The following is a 17,424-nucleotide window of genomic DNA, read 5'->3' on the forward strand; positions in this document are numbered from 1 at the left end:
AAATAGTATTAATTTTCCACGAACAGCTAGGTATTTTTCCAAAGACTAGACTAAAATATACATGTTTAAGTGAAAATTTTTACTGCTTGTAAAGCTTTTTACAAAATTTATAGATTACGGTTGTTCTTTGTATGACATTTGCCAATAAAAAGGTTTTGTTATGCAATTAACTATTTCAGCAGAAGCTAAAAAAACTCAAAGAAATTTTCATCATGCACGTGAATTTTTCCTAAAGACAATGCTTGCATCGATAGTACTTTTAAGTTTGGTTGTCTTTCAAAAAAGTAACCCCCCTTGTTATTTGAAGAGATGTTAAGAAAAGATGTTTGACTTTGCAGAATATCAGGAAGGAGAAGTAAATGATTGGAAGTATGTTTGTTGGCTTTATTATTGGTCTGATTGCGGCAGCAATCACTAACCGTGGAGAGAAAATGGGCTGCATTGGAAAGATCTTATTAGGCTGGTTTGGGGCATGGATTGGTCAAGCCCTATTTGGAAATTGGGGACCTCATTTATCAGAAACAGCTATTATTCCATCTGTATTAGGAGCCATTGTTCTCCTTGCTATTTTTTGGAAGAGAGGGAGTTAATATAGAAAAAGTAGGGTGAGAATGATTCTCACCCTACTTTTTCTATTCGATCACTAACATTCCTTCTTTGATAGCGAAAGGATCTTTTTCATTGATACGGTCATAAAACATAATACCATTTGTATGATCAATTTCGTGTTGCACAACGATAGCATTATACCCTTTTAGTTTGATGCGGTGTTTTTCGCCTTCTTTGTCAAAATAGTCAACAGTGACACGTGCATGGCGAACAACATAACCAGAAACTTCGCGGTCAACTGATAAGCATCCTTCTCCTTCAGCAAGTGCCGCATCTTGGACAGAATGTGCCACTACTTTAGCATTATACATAACTGTTTGTAAAGCATAGGTCTCCTTAGGGGGATTGCCATCTTTGTTTGGCATGTTTGGAACTAAGACGGCAATAATTCGCTTAGAAATATCTAGTTGTGGAGCTGCTAGACCAACCCCGCCGCGAAGCCCCATTTTTTCAGCTATTACAGGATCTTGTGAATTTTTCAAAAATTGAAGCATCTTTTCACCCAAGATAATTTCTTGATCTGTAAGTGGAAAAGTAACGTCTTCTGCTACTGCTCGAAGCGTTGGATTCCCTTCACGAATGATATCATTCATATCAATTGAATGAGCCGGTTTTGTTAATTTTTCAATAACAGACATCTTTTCTCCTTTGTTTTCAAATTGGATTTTTATTCCAAGTTAAATTGTTTTGATATACGTTAAATATAACATAAAATAGAGGAGAAAGAAAGGAGAAAGAAATACAAGTAAATAGCAATGTAAAGAATGTGTGTACAAATAAATTAGTAAAAAATTAGTTTATTTTGCTTAAAGTTTCTAGCAAAACTTTAATCATTAACCCTCAAACCCTTTGAAATACAGGGATATTTGCAAGAGTACAAGCTGAATTTACTACCAATTTACTACTTTTAAGGAAAAAGCCTTGATGTGCTGTAAAAACTCTTGCGAATAAAGGTATTTTATCACAGATGCCATAAGGTATGTTGCAGGGATCAAAATTAAATAGGAAATCGTAAAAGCGGTGATCTTTCGCTTCCGTCAAAGGAAGCATAAGGACACCGCTTTTTTCATGCCAATGTTACGAAGTTGAGGCATATACAGGCTTGAAATATAAGGCTTTCAGAGAGCGGTTTTGACAAAGCAAGGGGAATATACCTTTTCTTTCAAAATCGCCCTTTAACTGCGTAACAAAATAAAACGAAAGGAGCAAAGAACATGGCAGTTTTCAGAGTAGAGAAAAACAAGGGATATACCGTCATGAGCAATCATCACCTGCGAAACAAGGAACTGACCCTAAGGGCAAAGGGGCTGCTTTCTCAAATGCTGTCGCTTCCGGAAAACTGGGACTATACCCTTGCAGGGCTTTCCCATATCAACAAAGAAAGCATAGACGCCATTCGTACCGCCGTCTTGGAGCTTGAAAAAGCGGGATATATAGAAAGGTCGCAGGGCAGAGATGAAAAAGGGAAAATGACAGCCATTACCTACACCATTTATGAACAGCCGATTAGTCCGGTATTGGATCAGCCGGTATTGGAAAAACCGAAAGCGGATAATCCGACATCGGAAAATCCAATGCAATTAAATAAAGATATACAAAATACGGATCTATCAAAAAAAGAAGAAATAAATAAAGATGGATTAAATACCGATTCCATTCCTATCCTTTCCCCTGACCCCTCTCCTTTGGATAAGTCATTACCGGAAAAGAAAGGAACGGATGAGAAAGACGCATATAAAATCTATGAGGAAATTATCAAGGACAATATCGAGTATGAACACCTCATAAACGCCAAACACCTTGACCGTGATCGCATAGATGAAATCCTTGACCTGATTCTTGAAACCGTATGCAGCAAAAGAAAGAAAATCTTAATTGCAGGTGATGAATACCCGGCGGAGCTTGTAAAGGCAAAATTTATGAAGCTTGACAGCAGCCATATCGAGTTTGTCCTTGACTGTATGCAGGAAAATACCACAAAGGTAAGAAACATAAAGCAGTATCTAAAGGCGGTGCTTTTTAACGCCCCGTCCACCATAGGAAACTATTACAGCTCCCTTTTCAATCACGATATGTACGGAAGAAATGATTTCTAAAGGAGAAAAATTATGAAACAGGGAGCCCTTATCTTTGACGAATACCACGACCGCTACGACATCCGTTTTGACCTAAAAGACTATTTAGGGGCTCTTTATCCTGGAGAACAGCTCGAAGTCTTTGCCTATGGGAAATGGAAAAAACCAAGATAGACATAAGCAAAAGCGATGAATGGTATTCACAAGAGGAATCATTCAAGGGATTTTGTACGCTCCTTGCTCGGATTTTTTCTTTGTAAAATCGTATCAACATTCTGCTTGATCTTTTGACATTCCTTGACTTTCTTTTTCAGCTTTCCGTAGTCGGAATATATGGCTTCTTTCTTCTTTTGCAGGGCGGCATATTCTTTCTGCAAAGCGGTAATATTCGGAAGTTTTGTAACGCCTGCATCCTTTAGTGCCTTTCCCGAAGCCTTATAAAGTATCAGACTACTTTCGTGTTTATGCCTATATGATTCCTTATCCTTTGCTTTGATATATCCTCTGTAAATATCCCTTGTCTTTTGATAGGTTGAGATATTTTTTATAAGAACAGCCATATCGGAAAGTTTCTTTTCGTTCTGCTTTAAGCTGCATGCTGTCTGTTCACTGTCAAGGATAATTTCATCTATTTTCTTTATCAGATCTTCATACTGCAAGATGTTATTTTCCGTAAGGGAATTCATTGTCTTTGCAGCCTGTTTCAGATTATGGATCTTCGCCCAATGTTCATAGCCTGCCGACTGCTGCGCCTTGATATTATTTTCAATATCAATCAGTAGGGATATTCCTTGTTCCTGCTTCGGTATCTTAACATTACGACTTCTTATTCCTGCAATGCGCTTTCGGATTGCTTCTTCCGTATAATCAATACCGAGAGTTTTCAGTCTTGTAAATCGCTCTTGTCCGGGTGCTCTGCAGGATATATATTTTCCGCGTTTGATTTCATAACCGGAAGCTTGCAGCTTCTCTAAAAGCTTTTCAAAATCCTTTACCTGAGGAATCAGAAGGTCAACCGTTTCTTTTAGTTTTCCTTTCCAGCTTGTACCTGTCTTTACCGTCTGATACTCAATATAGCTTTTTCCTTTTCGCCCTTTTTCCGGAGTGATAACCGACAAGCCGTTTTCATAGCATAAGCGGTCGCTGATATTCCTGATCCCGTAGTAACTTCTTTTATTGGAGTTATATTTATGATAGTCCACGAAATTAACGGCACAAAAAATAATGTGATTATGGACATGCCCTTTATCAATATGAGTGGTTAGGACATATTCATACTGTCCTTTTGTTACGGCATCCGCAAGCTGCTTTCCAATCTCATGGGCTTTTTCAAAACTGACCTCTCCCGGTTCAAAGGACTGTATCAGGTGATGGGCTAAATTGTTTCCTTTATCAAGTGCCTGTGAAAGAGTAAAGGCAAATTCAATATCTGCGGTTTCATAACTGCATCCGAAAGAAGATACAAGCATTTTATCATCGGTTTTATCGGGGGTTTGGATATATTCAAGTGCTTTTTTCAGTGTGCTTTTAATAGGCTTAATCTTTGTAACCGCCATATCTCTTTTAAGGCTCCTTTGATTTCTTCTATATCTTCCTGATACACATTTCCTGTTGCATTGGCTCTTTTTGCAATCTGATTGATGTTGACCCCGATTTTTTGAAGCTCTGCCGTCATTTTCTTTATATCGCTGTGATCAATCTGAATGATATATCCGTCTATCGCCATTTTCCGAAGGTACGCTTCCATGTTACTTGTAGGCACCTGTTTCATTTTTTCTTCAATTAGGCTGCGTTCTTCTTTTGTAACACGAAATTTAATCTGCACATTTCTTTTTCTGTTATTCATAGGTGAATTTCCTTTCTGCTTTCATAGAGGGTTTGGGACACTTCCCAACAAGCAAAATCTCTGACGCCGGAAATGCGGGGAATAGAGATTTTTTACGGAAATGGTACTCCTTTCCTATGCTTGCTATTCTTCTTATCCCTTAATCTCTATAACAACGGTAATTTGCCTTTTGCCAAAAATTGCAAATAAAAAGAAAATAAAACGACATTGGCATAAACTGTTTTATTTATCCAAACTATATTGACTAAAAATAAAAATTATGCTAATATACCAGTGGTATATACCGTTGGTATATTAGCGAGGAGGCATTTGATGAAAATATCAGCAACGCAACAAAAAATATTAGAAGTGGGAAAACGGGAATTTTTAGCGAAGGGATTTAAGGATGCGTCTCTCAGAAAAATTGTAGCGGAAGCAGGATTTACCAAAGGTGCTTTTTACGGATACTATCCGGATAAAGCAGCTTTATTTGAAGCACTTGTTTCTGAAGCGGCAGACGGTTTGACAGAACAATTCAGAGCTGCACAAGATGCCCATTTTAATTTAATCCCCGAAAATAAAACTTCGGAAAGCAGAGAGTTGTCTACAAAATACCTTCTGCATTTTGTAAATTATATTTATGATTATTTTGAGGAATTCAAGCTCGTACTTTGCTGTTCTGAGGGCACAAAATATAAAGATTATATTCATGAACTTGTAGAATTGGAAGTATCCCGTACAGAAAAATACTATGCTATTCTTAAAGAAAAAGGCAAAATGACAGGAAGTGTCAGCCATGATTTACATCACATGATTACCAGTGCATATTTTACAGCTGCATTTGAAACAGTTGTTCATGATATGACGAGAGAACAGGCGATTGAATATATTGAAGAACTTGCCGTTTTTTTTAATTCCGGATGGGAGGGACTTTTACGGCTTACATAAGCTGTAAAAATTTTTATATTCAAGTTAGAAAAGGCTAATATTTATGTTGGAAAGGATGTTCTTATTATGAAAAATGAAAACAAATTATTGACACGAGATTACATTTCCATAGGTGTTTTTTCACTTATTTATTTTGTTATTGCATTTGTGATAGGCGGTATCGCACAGATGACACCTGCAACTTTTCCGTTTATGCCGATGATAGTCGCTTTATTTGCGGGCAGTGTTTTTATGTTATATATCGCTAAAATACCGAAGCGAGGTTCACTTTCCATACTTGGCATACTTGCCGGGATTTTATTATTCGTTACCGGTATGTTCTGGATGATGTCTGCATTTTTCATCGTATTTGGATTTATTGCGGACTTTATTTGCCAGACAGGAAAATTCAAATCATTCAGAAGAAATTTACTTGCATATTGCGTGTTTGCACTGTCTCCAATGGGAGCTTATATCCCTATGGCTATCATGCCTGCACAGTTTGATGAATTCATGCGTAGAAAAGGAGATGTTTCTTCTTTTGAAGGAATCATCAATGCAATCAGAATAAATTGGTGGATTATCCCCTTAATGATTTTGGGGACAATTATTTGTGCCATAATCGGAGGCTTTATTGGTAAAAAATTATTGAAAAAACATTTTGAAAAAGTGGGGATTATATAAATGGCTTTAGATCCAAGAACAAAGCTGCTGATTTTATCAATAACCGGTATTTCCGTTTTTTTGAATGAAAGTATCGTCATAGAATGCCTTTTTACAGCAATCCCCGTATTCTTGCTCTTGCAGGCGAAAGAGCTCCGCACTGCTTCAAGATACGGAATTCTCTTTATTGTATTATTGATGGTACAGCTGTTTGTGATATTAAAATTACCCGTTACAATCGGAGGCATCATATATATGTTTGATGTCTATATAAGGAAACTGATTCCTTGTTTTATGCTTGGTGCATTTTTAATACGCACGACAAGGGTCAGTGCTTTTTTAGCTGCATTCAGTCGACTGCATTTGCCTAAAGGCTTTACGATTGCGCTTTCTGTTACATTGCGATACTTTCCGACAATGGCTGAGGAATGGAACTATATTAAGGACGCCATGGCTCTTCGAGGGATAACCGCTTCTTTTACAGGATTTTTACGCCATCCGGTTAAAATAATGGAGTATGTATATGTACCGATGCTGGTATCCGCTTCCAAAATCTCTGATGAAATCACACAAGCCGCAATTACAAGGGGAATTGATCATGTCGGAAGACGCAGTTGTATAGAAAAAGTTTGTTTTTCAATCCATGATGCTCTGATTGTAACAATCTATATAGGGATTATTTGCATGATATTTTTTGATTTTTTACGAGGAGGTGTATTCCCTTGATTGAATTTATAAAACTTTCTTTTTTCTACAAGAATATGGAAAAAGTTTCTTTACGGGAATTACACTTAAATATTCCAAAAGGACAATGTGTTCTTTTGTGCGGTGCATCCGGATGTGGAAAAACGACTGTTACGAGATTAGTGAACGGACTGATTCCTCATTTTTTTGAAGGAAAGCTTTCAGGTAAAGTAACTGTAAAAGGCATGAATGTTGCCGAGACTGAAATTTCAACTCTTTCCGATAGTGTCGGCACAGTTTTTCAAAATCCGAGAACACAATTTTTCAACACAGATACAGATAGTGAAATTGTTTTCGGACTGGAAAACAGAATGCTTGAGACGGAAGAATTAAAACAGCAGCTTGAAAGGGTTACTAAAGATTTGCATATAGAAAAATTAAAAGGATGCAGTATTTTTGAACTTTCCGGAGGGGAAAAACAAAAAATTGCATTTGCGTCTGTGTATGCCACGAATCCGGATATTTTTGTGTTGGATGAACCGTCCTCTAATCTGGATTTTCACTCTGTGCTTGAACTAAAAAAACTGATAGAAAAAATAAGACGGCAGGGAAAAACGATTATCATTGCAGAGCATCGCTTGTGGTATTTAACAGATATTGCAGACAGAGTCATCTTAATGCAGGATGGTCAGATTTTTAAGGATATGAGTATACAGGATTTTTGTCGGCTTCCGGTTGAACAAATACAAAATATGGGACTCAGGTGTCGAAATCTTTCTGAAATCAAAACAAATACCAATGGTAAAAAATTTTCCGAACATACCTTAGAGCTAAAAGATATTCATGTCAAATATGACGAAAAGATTATCTTGCAAAACATCTCTTTCACCGCAAACGGCGGAGAAATCGTCGCAATTACCGGTGCAAACGGAACAGGAAAAACAACACTGGCACGCACGATATGCGGATTGATAAAACAAAAATCGGGAAATATTTTTATAGACGGCAAGAAATTGTCTGCAAAAGCGCGTATTAAAAAATCTTACATGGTGATGCAGGATGTCGGGCATCAGCTTTTTACGGATTGTGTGGAAACGGAATGCACACTCGGAACAAAAACAACAAATGAGTCTGTTATTGATGAAACTTTATCGGCCTTATCTCTTTCCGAATTAAAAAACAGACATCCTCTTTCACTCTCGGGAGGACAAAAACAAAGGCTGGCAGTGGCAATCAGCTTGCTTTGTGATAAAGAAATTCTTATTTTCGATGAACCGACCAGCGGACTTGACTTAAAAAGCATGCGAGAAGTAGGAACGATGATAGAGCGACTTTCTGAACAGGAAAAAATCCTGCTCGTTATTACACACGATATTGAATTTATAAAAACAATATGTTCCAGAGTTCTGCTGTTATCAGGCGGTAAAATAATTGCCGATTTGAGAGGTGAAGAAAAGAAAAATATCGAAAATTATATTTTAGCAGGAGGAGATTGGAATGAAGAATAAAAACACATTGTATCGCTTATTTGAATTTGCAGAATCCTGTAAAGGTTTACTTTTAAGTTCGGTTGTTTTTGCCGTTCTTGGTGCAGGGTTTGGAATCGTTCCGTATATTGCGGTTTCACGCATTATTATTCAAATATGTGCCGGCGATTACAGTTTGAAGTCAATAATACTAATGGCGGTAATTGCGCTTTTGGGTTATCTTTTGCAGCTTGGTTTATCAACCGTATCTACAATACGATCTCACAGAGCCGCATTTACTGTATTGAAAAATATTCGTACTGCACTTACGAAAAAGTTGTCACGAGTGCCCATGGGATTTGTCTTGGATACCCCGTCAGGAAAATTCAAAACTATGCTTGTTGACACGGTTGAAAAATTGGAGTTACCTCTTGCTCACATAATACCGGAATTGACAGCAAATATTATGATTCCTGTCTTAATGTTGATTTATTTCATGTTCCTTGATTGGAGGCTGGCACTTATTGCTCTTGCAACATTTCCTATCGGGATGCTCTGTTATATGGGAATGATGAAAGATTATGAGAAGCGTTATGACAGAGTTATTAAAGCCGCAAAAGCTATGGATGCCGCTACGGTTGAATATATAGGTGGAATCGAAGTGGTCAAGGCTTTTAATCAAAGTAGCGATTCTTACCGCAAATATGCGGAAGCTGTAAAGGAGAATGAAAATTCTAAATCTGAATGGTTCAAAAAGACAAATCCGTACTATGCGGCAGGCATTGCAATAGCCCCCTCCAGTCTAATCGGAGTTCTTCCTGTCGGAAGTTTGTTTTATATAGGCGGAAGCATAAGCGCAGGCAGTTTTATATCCTGCATTATTTTATCATTAGGTCTGATTGTTCCGCTTATTCAGGCATTGCGATATACAGACAGCCTTGCTATGGTAGACGCCACCGTGAAAGAAATCGGCAGCCTTTTGGATACGGAAGAAATGGAACGTCCGGGAAAACGAGTACCGCTTAAAGGAGAAAAAATAGAATTTTCCAATGTCTCTTTCTCTTACAAAGATACAGAGGTTTTACACGGCATTTCATTTGAAGCTAATGAAAATGAAATAACGGCTTTGGTAGGACCGTCGGGATCGGGCAAATCCACTGTCGCCAGACTCATTGCGTCTTTCTGGAATGCGGGAAGCGGAACTGTAAAAATAGGCGGTGTTGATGTGCAGAACATACCTCTTTCGCAGGTTATGGAACATATTGCGTATGTTTCACAGGACAATTATTTGTTTCATCTTTCTATACGAGAAAATATACGAATTGGTAAGCCGGATGCTACAAATAGTGAAATCGAAAATGCGGCAAAAAAAGCAGCATGCCATGATTTTATTGCATCATTTCCAAACGGCTACGATACCGTTGTCGGAGACAGCGGAAGCACTCTTTCCGGCGGAGAAAAGCAGCGCATTGCCATTGCAAGAGCCATATTAAAGGACAGTCCCGTAGTTATTTTAGATGAAGCTACCGCCTTTACAGACCCTGAAAATGAGTCGATCATTCAGCACTCTATCGGCGAACTTGTAGCGGGAAAAACGCTGATTGTCATTGCACATCGATTATCTACTATCACATCAGCCGATAAGATTATCGTTATCAATGAAGGAAATATAGAAGCGGAAGGAAAACATACAGAACTTACCCAAAATTGTGCTCTTTATAGAGAACTTTGGGATGCACATATCAGCACACTTGATATTAAGGGGGTGTCAGCATGATTCAGATGTTCAAACGACTTTTGGATTTTTCAGGAACGGAAAGAAAAAAACTGATTTTATCATTTATCTTTCATATGTGCAATTCCGTGTTTGAGATGCTTCCTATTATGGCTGTGCTTACAGTTCTGAATGGAATACTACTATCACTCTCAAGCGGTTACATGCCGGTTAAAACGGTATGGGCAGCCTTGGGGATTATGCTTTTAAGTATTGCAGGGCGCATTCTCTTTACGAATTTTTCTGCTGTAAAAAGAACCCTTGGAAGTTTCTCTATGTGTTCCAAATGGCGCATGGAGCTTGGAGAAAAATTAAAACGCGTCCCTATGGGATATTTTAATGAGCATCGACTTGGAGATATTACAGCGGCAGTTACTACAACGCTTGGAGATTTGGAAACCAATGCGGTTACCATTATGGAAGCGGTAGCCGGAGGATTTATCCATGCTGCAGTGATAGGAATATGGCTTTTGTTTTATGAATGGAAAATTGGAGCTTTGATGTTCATAGGGCTTTTTCTTTCCCTTTGTGTGTACACAAAAATACAAAAAGCCGGCACTAAATATTCTCCGCGCAGACAAGCTGCACAGGCAGGACTTGTTACAGGCATTTTAGAATATATACAAGGGATGTCCGTGGTCAAGGCATTCGGACTTGCCGACCGTTCGGATAAATCCGTAGATGCTGCAATCAATGAAAGCGCAGAGGCAAACATCGCTTTGGAAAAAGTTTTCTCCGGCTTGGCTGCCGTCTTTCAAATGATATTCAAATTTGCCAGATTCGCAATCCTCGTTGTTGCCCCGTACCTACTCATGAACGGAGAAATAACTCCCGAAAAGTGTCTGCTCCTCATTGTCGCAAGTTTTATGATTTATGCGACTGTGGAGCTTGCAGGAAGTACGGCTGCTGTTGCAAGGGTTGTGGATGCTTCTTTAGATAGATTGGAAACGATATCCAATATGCCGCTTCTTGATGAAAACGGAACCGACCTTATTCCGAAAGCATACGACATTACCGTTTCAAACATTTCTTTTGCATATGATGAAAAGGAAATCCTGCACAATGTAAGCTTTTCTGTTCCTAAAGGGACGAGTTGTGCCATTGTAGGTCCATCTGGAAGTGGAAAAACAACCCTTTGCAGTTTAATTGCACGGTTTTGGGATGTAAAGAGTGGTGAAATTCTTTTAGGCGGCGTTAATGTCAAGGGCTATACCTGCGACAGCCTTCTTAAAAATTTTTCCATCGTGTTTCAAAGGGTTTACCTTTTTGAAGATACAATCGAAAACAATATTCTTTTTGGAAAACCGCAGGCAACAAAAGAAGAAATGATTACAGCGGCAAAGAAAGCATGCTGTCATGATTTCATATCCGCACTTCCGGACGGATACCAAACAAAGATCGGAGAAGGAGGTGCAACCCTTTCCGGCGGTGAGAAGCAGCGAATTTCTATCGCACGAGCGATTTTGAAGGATGCACCTATTGTTATTTTAGATGAAGCCACGGCAAGTGTTGATCCTGAAAACGAACGGGAATTGCAGCAGGCTATTTCAGAACTGACAAAAAATAAAACAATTCTGATGATTGCGCACAGGTTGAATACGGTTCGGGAAGCAGATCAAATTCTTGTTCTTGAAAATGGACAGATTGTGCAAAGAGGAAAACATCAGGAACTGATACAGCAGGAAGGACTTTACCGACGATTTGTGGAAATCCGTGGAAATGCAATCGGATGGAAATTAGGAGGTCGAGAATGACATACAAAAAATTTTACTTTGGAAAGTTAGATGCGCAGATATTAAAAGATATAGATGCAGAACATAAAACGAAAATGAAACAACTCATCGAAGAAGTCAATCAAGGGTCATGGACAGATAAACAGAAAAAAAGCAGCATTCTTTCCAATATAGCCTTGTATCGATGCTTCATAGATAAAGGGTTTTCAAAAAATGAGGCGAAAGAATTGGTAAAGGAGTATTCATTTTATATTGCTGAAAAGGCACATAAGCTTTTGAAAACGCTTTTTCATATCCCCGGTTTTTTCAGGCTGTTTCGTTTGTTTATGAGAAAAGGGATGTCGGGGGATGAAATCTGGAAAAGCTGGATTCTATCGGATGACGGAAAATACTACCGCGTCGATGTACTCAAATGCCTTTGGGCGGATACTTGCAAGTTTTTTCAATGCCCGGAGCTTTGTGAAATATTCTGTCTGTGCGATCATATTGTATTCGGGAATATAAAGGGATTTGTATTTGAGCGAAGTCAAACATTGGGAATGAACGGTGAAAAATGCGACTTTTATTTTATAAACAGGAAAGGAAAAAATCATTTTGGCAATCACCCATGATGAGGAATTCATGCATTCTTGCTGTGAATACAGAATAAATATAGATAAAACATAAAAATAAAAGACAAGGAGGGTCTTATAATGGATGTTCGTGATAAATTACTTACAGAAAATCCTTGGAAATTGATGATTAGCCTTAGTTTGCCAGCGATTTTGGGTCAACTGATAGTAGGATTATATGCCTTTGTCGATTCAATTTATGTTGGGCAAATGGTAGGAACCGATGCCATGAGTGCAGTTTCGGCGGCATCTCCATTTGTATTGATCAATAATGCGATTGCAGTTCTTCTTGGGATAGGTTCGGGCTCTGTACTTTCTCGGGCAATCGGAAAAAAAGATAAAGAAACCGTGGATAAGATTATAGGAAATCTGACTTTCTTGGTAATCATTTTATCATCAGTAGTTATGATTATCGGTATCATATTTGCTCCTGAATTTTTACGCTTATCTGGTGCCGGCGGTGAAGTGCTGGAGATGGGTGTTTCTTATTTAAGAACAGTATATCTCGGCTCCATATTCGTAAATTTTATGCAGGGCGCAAATATGGTAATAAGGGCAGAGGGTCGCATGGGAGTTGCAATGGGAATCATGGCTGCCGGTGCTATTCTGAATATTATATTAGATCCGATATTCATTCTGCTTATGCCATCTCGGGGACCGCAAGCTGTTGCAATCGCAACTGTGATTTCTCAAATTATTCAGGCTTCAGCAACCCTACTATACTTCTTGAAAAAAAGTCCGGTGGTTCGTTTTCATGGGATAAAACCTGCAAAAGATTTATTACCAGAAATTTTTTCCGTGGGAATGAGTGCTATGCTCATGCAAATTATGATGTTGGTTCAAATGACAGTTGTATATAATACGGCAGTGCATTTTGGCGGAGAAAAGCAAATAGCTCTTATGGGAGCCGCTCAAAGAGTTATGCAGCTTGCATTTGTTCCGATATGGGGAATGAGTCAAGGGATGCAGCCTGCTGTCGGAACAAATTTCGGAGCAAAAGAATATATAAGGGTTAAAAAACTTACGAATATATTTATCATAGGTTCTACTTGTCTTGCCGGATTTTTCTTTGCCATAATCGAAATTTTTTCAGTGCAGATATTATCTGCATTTATTACCGATTCAGCTATTGTAAGTTCAGGAGTATCTAATTTTAGGCTTATGTATTGCATATTTCCTACTTATGGCATGCTCATAATGACAGTCACTTATTTTCAAGCTATCGGTAAAGCAAAACAGGCGGGAGTATTGGTTATACTACGGCAGCTTGCACTTGTGGTTCCTTTGGTACTGATATTACCTCGTTTACTGAACGGAAATGTTCTCGGAGTATGGCTGGCATTACCTTTGAATGATGTTGTTATAATTTTGATTGCAATTATATTGCTAATTAGTGAATACAAGCATCTCATTAAGCTTGCACAGGAAATAAGCAAGGTGAAAGTTGGCGAAATATCATGAAAAAAATCTTCATTTTGAGTTGTTTCATTGCTTTTGCTTTTTTCGTTTTGTTCCCGCGTTCCTTTATTTATGCTGCGGAAGTAACTGACAATTACGAAACCGCTATTGATAAAGTTGCGGATGCATATATATAGGTAAAAGCGTTCTGGGAGCATGTGTCATTGTATCTGAACACGGAGAAATCGTATTTTCAAAAGGCTATGGTTATGCTGATTTAGAAAAAAATATACCTATGGATCCTAAAAGCACAGTTTTTGAAGGGGGATCAATATCGAAAACCTTTATATGGGTAAGCGCAATGCAATTAAGTGAAGAAGGAAAAATTGATTTGAATGCGGACATCCGCAACTATTTACCAAAAGGTTTTTTGAAAAATTTGCATTATGATACTCCTATTACAATGCGTCATCTCATGAATCATACGGCGGGTTTTGAGGAGCAGCTCATCAACCTTCGCTATTTTGAAAGAGATAAGGAATTTACATTAGCCGAAGTCTTGTCTTCACACCAGCCCGAACAGGTATTTTCACCGGGCAAGGTAAGCGCATATTCTAATTGGGGTGCTGCATTAGCTGCATTTATTGTAGAGAGAGCGAGCGGTCAAAATTACAAAGAATATGTAAATGAACACATTTTGAAACCTTTAGATATGAACAATACATCGATAGGTCCATTTCAGAATGAGAATCCTACGATTTTGGCAAGAAAGGCAGTCGGTTATTCTTTTTCTGAAAAGGGATTCCGCAAAGAACCGAATATGTATTTAAGAATGTACCCTGCTGGTGGAATGAATGGCTCAGCTGGGGATTTGTTGAATTATGCACAAGAGCTGGCTAAAAATAATGACAAAGATAATCTATTGTTTAATAATTCTCATACTAAAAAGGAAATGTTTACAGAAACCTATCGCTCCTATGGTGCAAATTCAGGTTTATCTCACGGCTTCTGGCAATATGCGAATAATCCGGAACTACTTGGACATGAAGGAGGAACATACGGATTCAAAACACAAATATGGGTAGAACCAAAAAATGAGAGAGCAATTTTAATATTGACAAATGTAATGGAGACGGAGTTTTGCTCGGAGATTATGGAAAAAATTGCATATACAGAAGCTGATGAAAAAACGATAAAAGAAAATTTAGATCTCAAGATGTTAAGTGGAGATTATCTTCCTGCCCGCTCTGCATTGAAAAATGTTGGAAAAATACAAGGGAAAATGCAAATGATTTCCATTAGGGTGACAGGTGGAAATCGTCTTTGTCTTACTATGCCATTTGAAGATAAAAAGCAATATTACGAACAAATAGATTCTAACATTTTCTTTTGCAAGGATGCGAGTCCTGAAGAAAAAATACTTGCTTTTAATATAACTGACGGCAAAGTACATTCTATGAGCTTTAGAGTAGCTCATGATTATATCCCTGCCACCAACACAAAAGGGAAAATAGCATTTTTGTTCAGCTTGGGAACTTATATATCAACTACATTATTATTTTTAACATTACTGATTATATGCATCATTTCAACTCTACAAAGGCGGAAGAGATGTACACGACATCATATGTATCTATATATTTGTGGAACTATGCTTGGGATTTCTGGAATTACCGGAATGGTTCATTGGTTTTCAATATATGAAATTCTTGTTTATGAACTTATGACTATTGTTATTGCCGGATGGTGTTTTAGTATTATAGGGATTGTATGTGGAGGATATATATGTACCAAAGAAAAAAACCTCAAAAGTTGTAGATTGTTATTGGTATTTATTGCTCAACTTTTTTCGGCATATTATCTTGGATTTCTTACGATTGCTTGAAAACGCATCTTTAATAGATGATTGTGAGATTATCAAGGGTAAACAAAGTTAATTTTTGAAGAAAGTTTGTGATTATTATGAATAAAAATATGAGTAAAGTAAAATGGTTACTCTGCCCTGTTTGTGGAAATAAAACGCGGGAGTAAGTTAGAGAAAATACGGAGTTAAAAAACTTTCCCCTGTTCTGTCCGAAGTGCAAATAGGAAACTTTAGTCAACGTCAAACAATTTAATGTATCAATTATTCAAGAGCCAGATGCAAAGACACAGAGCCGGTGATTTACAGTTATAAAACTGTAATTGCCAGCTCATTTTATTTTAAGGAGAAACCTACTTATGCAAAAGTCTCAATACATAAGTTATATATGACCGCCGTTTTTATCCTGCTTGAATAAAGAAGCGGAAGCTTAAAATCAATCATAGGTTATGAAAAGCGGCGGTATCAAAGGAGGTATCGCCGTGTTCATTTTTCGTTATCTTAAAATCTTGTTAAAAGGGATATATTCTATCTCCGGGTTTCCGTGCTTTTACGGATGATCGCTTAAATCATATCCATATCTTTTCATGTTCGATCCCGGCTGCCCTATGCAGTCGGGATTTTTTTGTGCCTGCAAAAATTTTTTTCAAAAAATATTCGCTTTTCTTTGGCAGTTTTCAATTCCTCGGTGTTGAGGGTTTACGAAAGGGGAAATTCTACCCGCTTTCGCGGCTGCGAAAGGAGGTGAATACCATGGATGAACCTGAAAGAACCGAATGGCAGATACGCTGCGCATTTAACGGCTTCTGCAAGCGGACATTGAAAAATGAAAGTATCAATGTCCATCGGGACATTAGGAAGCGGCAGGCGCACGAAATTAACTTTTCTGACCTGACGCCGAAAGAGGAAAACCAACTTTATACCTGTGAAGATTTCTTTACAGAAGATAAAGAAGAACAAACCTTTTTCGCAAGAGGAAAAGAATTGAGTGCAAAGCTTATCGCTGACGCGATCCGCAGCTTGCCGGAAGAAAAAAGAAAAGCTGTCCTGCTCTACTATTTCTTTGATATGAGCGATGCGGAAATTGCAGCACTCTATCAGATTCCAAGAAGCACGGTGCAGTATCGGAGAACCAGCTCATTTGAGCTGTTAAAACGCTATTTGGAGGAACACGCTTATGACTACCCAAGTTGGTAAAACAGGAAACGATGAACGCGGCCTGTTACCTTATCCGGTAATCATAGCCGCAACCAAGGGAGAGCCGCAGGCAATGAATATTGTCTGCCAGCATTACGCAGGCTATATCGCACACCTTTCTATGAGAAAGCTCCGTGATGAGCGGGGAAATACCTATTACGACATAGATGAGGATATACGAGATCGCCTTCGCTCAAAACTCATGCAGGCTGTCCTGATTTTCAAGATTTAAGACTGTAACGATCTGCGTTCCCCTTTCCGCAGATAAGGCAGAAATCATCTGCCACCTGTTCTTTGACAAACATACCCGCAAGATAATGGCGGCGTATCATAGGGCAAACCGGACACTTTCCTTTTGTGCTTTAGCTATGCGGAAAATGCGCCATGACACTTTCCTAGCCGGAAGCCGAGCGAGAAATATTCTACCGTAAAGCAAGCGTAGCACCTTGCAAGCCATGACGGCACAAAATACATAATGATACTCCCTTACAGCCACAGTCCGAGCGTAAGTGCCCTTTAGGGTATAGAAGCGTCGTAGGCAATGGGTAGGGCTGGATGAGAACCATGCAGGGGTGAGATTCCCGTGAGGCTAATGCTTACA

Annotated in this window: 16 protein-coding genes and 2 pseudogenes; 15 read left to right on the forward strand and 3 right to left on the reverse strand. The window is 38.4% G+C overall.

Going from position 1 to position 17,424, the window contains the following annotated elements:
* Positions 1 to 359: 359 nt before the first annotated feature.
* Positions 360 to 590, forward strand: coding sequence for a GlsB/YeaQ/YmgE family stress response membrane protein (locus tag H8787_RS01995; protein WP_187328120.1), 231 nt, complete (start codon positions 360 to 362; stop codon positions 588 to 590).
* 42 nt (positions 591 to 632) lie between these two features.
* Here the strand turns inward: H8787_RS01995 and def are convergent, their stop codons facing one another.
* Entirely contained in the window at positions 633 to 1,247 is a 615-nt protein-coding gene (def, locus tag H8787_RS02000) for a peptide deformylase (RefSeq protein WP_003070685.1), read from the reverse strand.
* Between the two features lie 576 nt (positions 1,248 to 1,823).
* On the opposite strand from def, the gene H8787_RS02005 reads away from it, so the two are divergent.
* Both H8787_RS02005 and H8787_RS10240 read left to right on the forward strand, forming a co-directional pair.
* Positions 1,824 to 2,705: a DUF6017 domain-containing protein gene (locus tag H8787_RS02005; protein WP_187328121.1), complete on the forward strand. Its 882-nt coding sequence runs from the start codon at positions 1,824 to 1,826 to the stop codon at positions 2,703 to 2,705.
* 12 nt (positions 2,706 to 2,717) lie between these two features.
* Positions 2,718 to 2,855: pseudogene (locus tag H8787_RS10240) on the forward strand (DUF5348 domain-containing protein); the annotation flags it as partial.
* A gap of 41 nt (positions 2,856 to 2,896) precedes the next feature.
* Here H8787_RS10240 and H8787_RS02015 read toward each other — a convergent pair.
* Both H8787_RS02015 and H8787_RS02020 read right to left on the reverse strand, forming a co-directional pair.
* The gene (locus H8787_RS02015) at positions 2,897 to 4,240 is read right to left on the reverse strand and encodes a relaxase/mobilization nuclease domain-containing protein (protein WP_187328123.1); all 1,344 of its coding nucleotides are present in this window, start codon (positions 4,238 to 4,240) and stop codon (positions 2,897 to 2,899) included.
* Positions 4,201 to 4,530: a plasmid mobilization protein gene (locus H8787_RS02020; RefSeq protein ID WP_048801106.1), complete on the reverse strand. Its 330-nt coding sequence runs from the start codon at positions 4,528 to 4,530 to the stop codon at positions 4,201 to 4,203. Before H8787_RS02020 ends, H8787_RS02015 begins: the two co-directional genes overlap by 40 nt.
* Positions 4,531 to 4,842: 312 nt before the next feature.
* Between H8787_RS02020 and H8787_RS02025 the strand changes: the two genes are divergently transcribed.
* The 12 genes and pseudogenes from H8787_RS02025 to H8787_RS02080 all read left to right on the forward strand — a co-directional run bounded on the left by H8787_RS02025 (position 4,843) and on the right by H8787_RS02080 (position 17,055).
* The gene (locus tag H8787_RS02025; protein WP_048801107.1) at positions 4,843 to 5,457 is read left to right on the forward strand and encodes a TetR/AcrR family transcriptional regulator; all 615 of its coding nucleotides are present in this window, start codon (positions 4,843 to 4,845) and stop codon (positions 5,455 to 5,457) included.
* 66 nt (positions 5,458 to 5,523) lie between these two features.
* A complete protein-coding gene (locus tag H8787_RS02030) occupies positions 5,524 to 6,120 on the forward strand; it encodes an MptD family putative ECF transporter S component (protein ID WP_048801108.1) in 597 nt (198 codons plus the stop codon).
* Positions 6,121 to 6,825 (forward strand): energy-coupling factor transporter transmembrane component T, encoded by a 705-nt coding sequence (locus H8787_RS02035; protein ID WP_048801109.1) that lies wholly within the window; start codon positions 6,121 to 6,123, stop codon positions 6,823 to 6,825.
* Entirely contained in the window at positions 6,822 to 8,291 is a 1,470-nt protein-coding gene (locus H8787_RS02040; RefSeq protein WP_187328124.1) for an ABC transporter ATP-binding protein, read from the forward strand. The genes H8787_RS02035 and H8787_RS02040 overlap by 4 nt, the downstream gene beginning before the upstream one ends.
* Positions 8,281 to 10,026, forward strand: coding sequence for an ABC transporter ATP-binding protein (locus tag H8787_RS02045; protein WP_187328125.1), 1,746 nt, complete (start codon positions 8,281 to 8,283; stop codon positions 10,024 to 10,026). Before H8787_RS02040 ends, H8787_RS02045 begins: the two co-directional genes overlap by 11 nt.
* Positions 10,023 to 11,777: an ABC transporter ATP-binding protein gene (locus tag H8787_RS02050; protein ID WP_187328126.1), complete on the forward strand. Its 1,755-nt coding sequence runs from the start codon at positions 10,023 to 10,025 to the stop codon at positions 11,775 to 11,777. Before H8787_RS02045 ends, H8787_RS02050 begins: the two co-directional genes overlap by 4 nt.
* Complete coding sequence (locus tag H8787_RS02055) at positions 11,774 to 12,367, forward strand: L-2-amino-thiazoline-4-carboxylic acid hydrolase (RefSeq protein ID WP_187328127.1); 594 nt, start codon at positions 11,774 to 11,776, stop codon at positions 12,365 to 12,367. Before H8787_RS02050 ends, H8787_RS02055 begins: the two co-directional genes overlap by 4 nt.
* A gap of 81 nt (positions 12,368 to 12,448) precedes the next feature.
* Positions 12,449 to 13,828, forward strand: a complete 1,380-nt coding sequence (locus tag H8787_RS02060) for an MATE family efflux transporter (RefSeq protein ID WP_048801114.1) — start codon at positions 12,449 to 12,451, stop codon at positions 13,826 to 13,828.
* A gap of 181 nt (positions 13,829 to 14,009) precedes the next feature.
* Positions 14,010 to 15,650: a serine hydrolase domain-containing protein gene (locus H8787_RS02065; protein ID WP_262350663.1), complete on the forward strand. Its 1,641-nt coding sequence runs from the start codon at positions 14,010 to 14,012 to the stop codon at positions 15,648 to 15,650.
* 89 nt (positions 15,651 to 15,739) lie between these two features.
* Positions 15,740 to 15,928 (forward strand): annotated as a pseudogene (locus H8787_RS10015) (cysteine-rich KTR domain-containing protein).
* A 451-nt stretch (positions 15,929 to 16,379) separates the two neighbouring features.
* Complete coding sequence (locus H8787_RS02075) at positions 16,380 to 16,823, forward strand: RNA polymerase sigma factor (protein WP_048801115.1); 444 nt, start codon at positions 16,380 to 16,382, stop codon at positions 16,821 to 16,823.
* Entirely contained in the window at positions 16,804 to 17,055 is a 252-nt protein-coding gene (locus H8787_RS02080; RefSeq protein ID WP_187328128.1) for a helix-turn-helix domain-containing protein, read from the forward strand. The genes H8787_RS02075 and H8787_RS02080 overlap by 20 nt, the downstream gene beginning before the upstream one ends.
* The last annotated feature ends 369 nt before the right edge of the window (positions 17,056 to 17,424 follow it).

This window comes from Streptococcus sp. NSJ-72 (assembly GCF_014334035.1).
GTDB classification, from domain to species: domain Bacteria; phylum Bacillota; class Bacilli; order Lactobacillales; family Streptococcaceae; genus Streptococcus; species Streptococcus constellatus.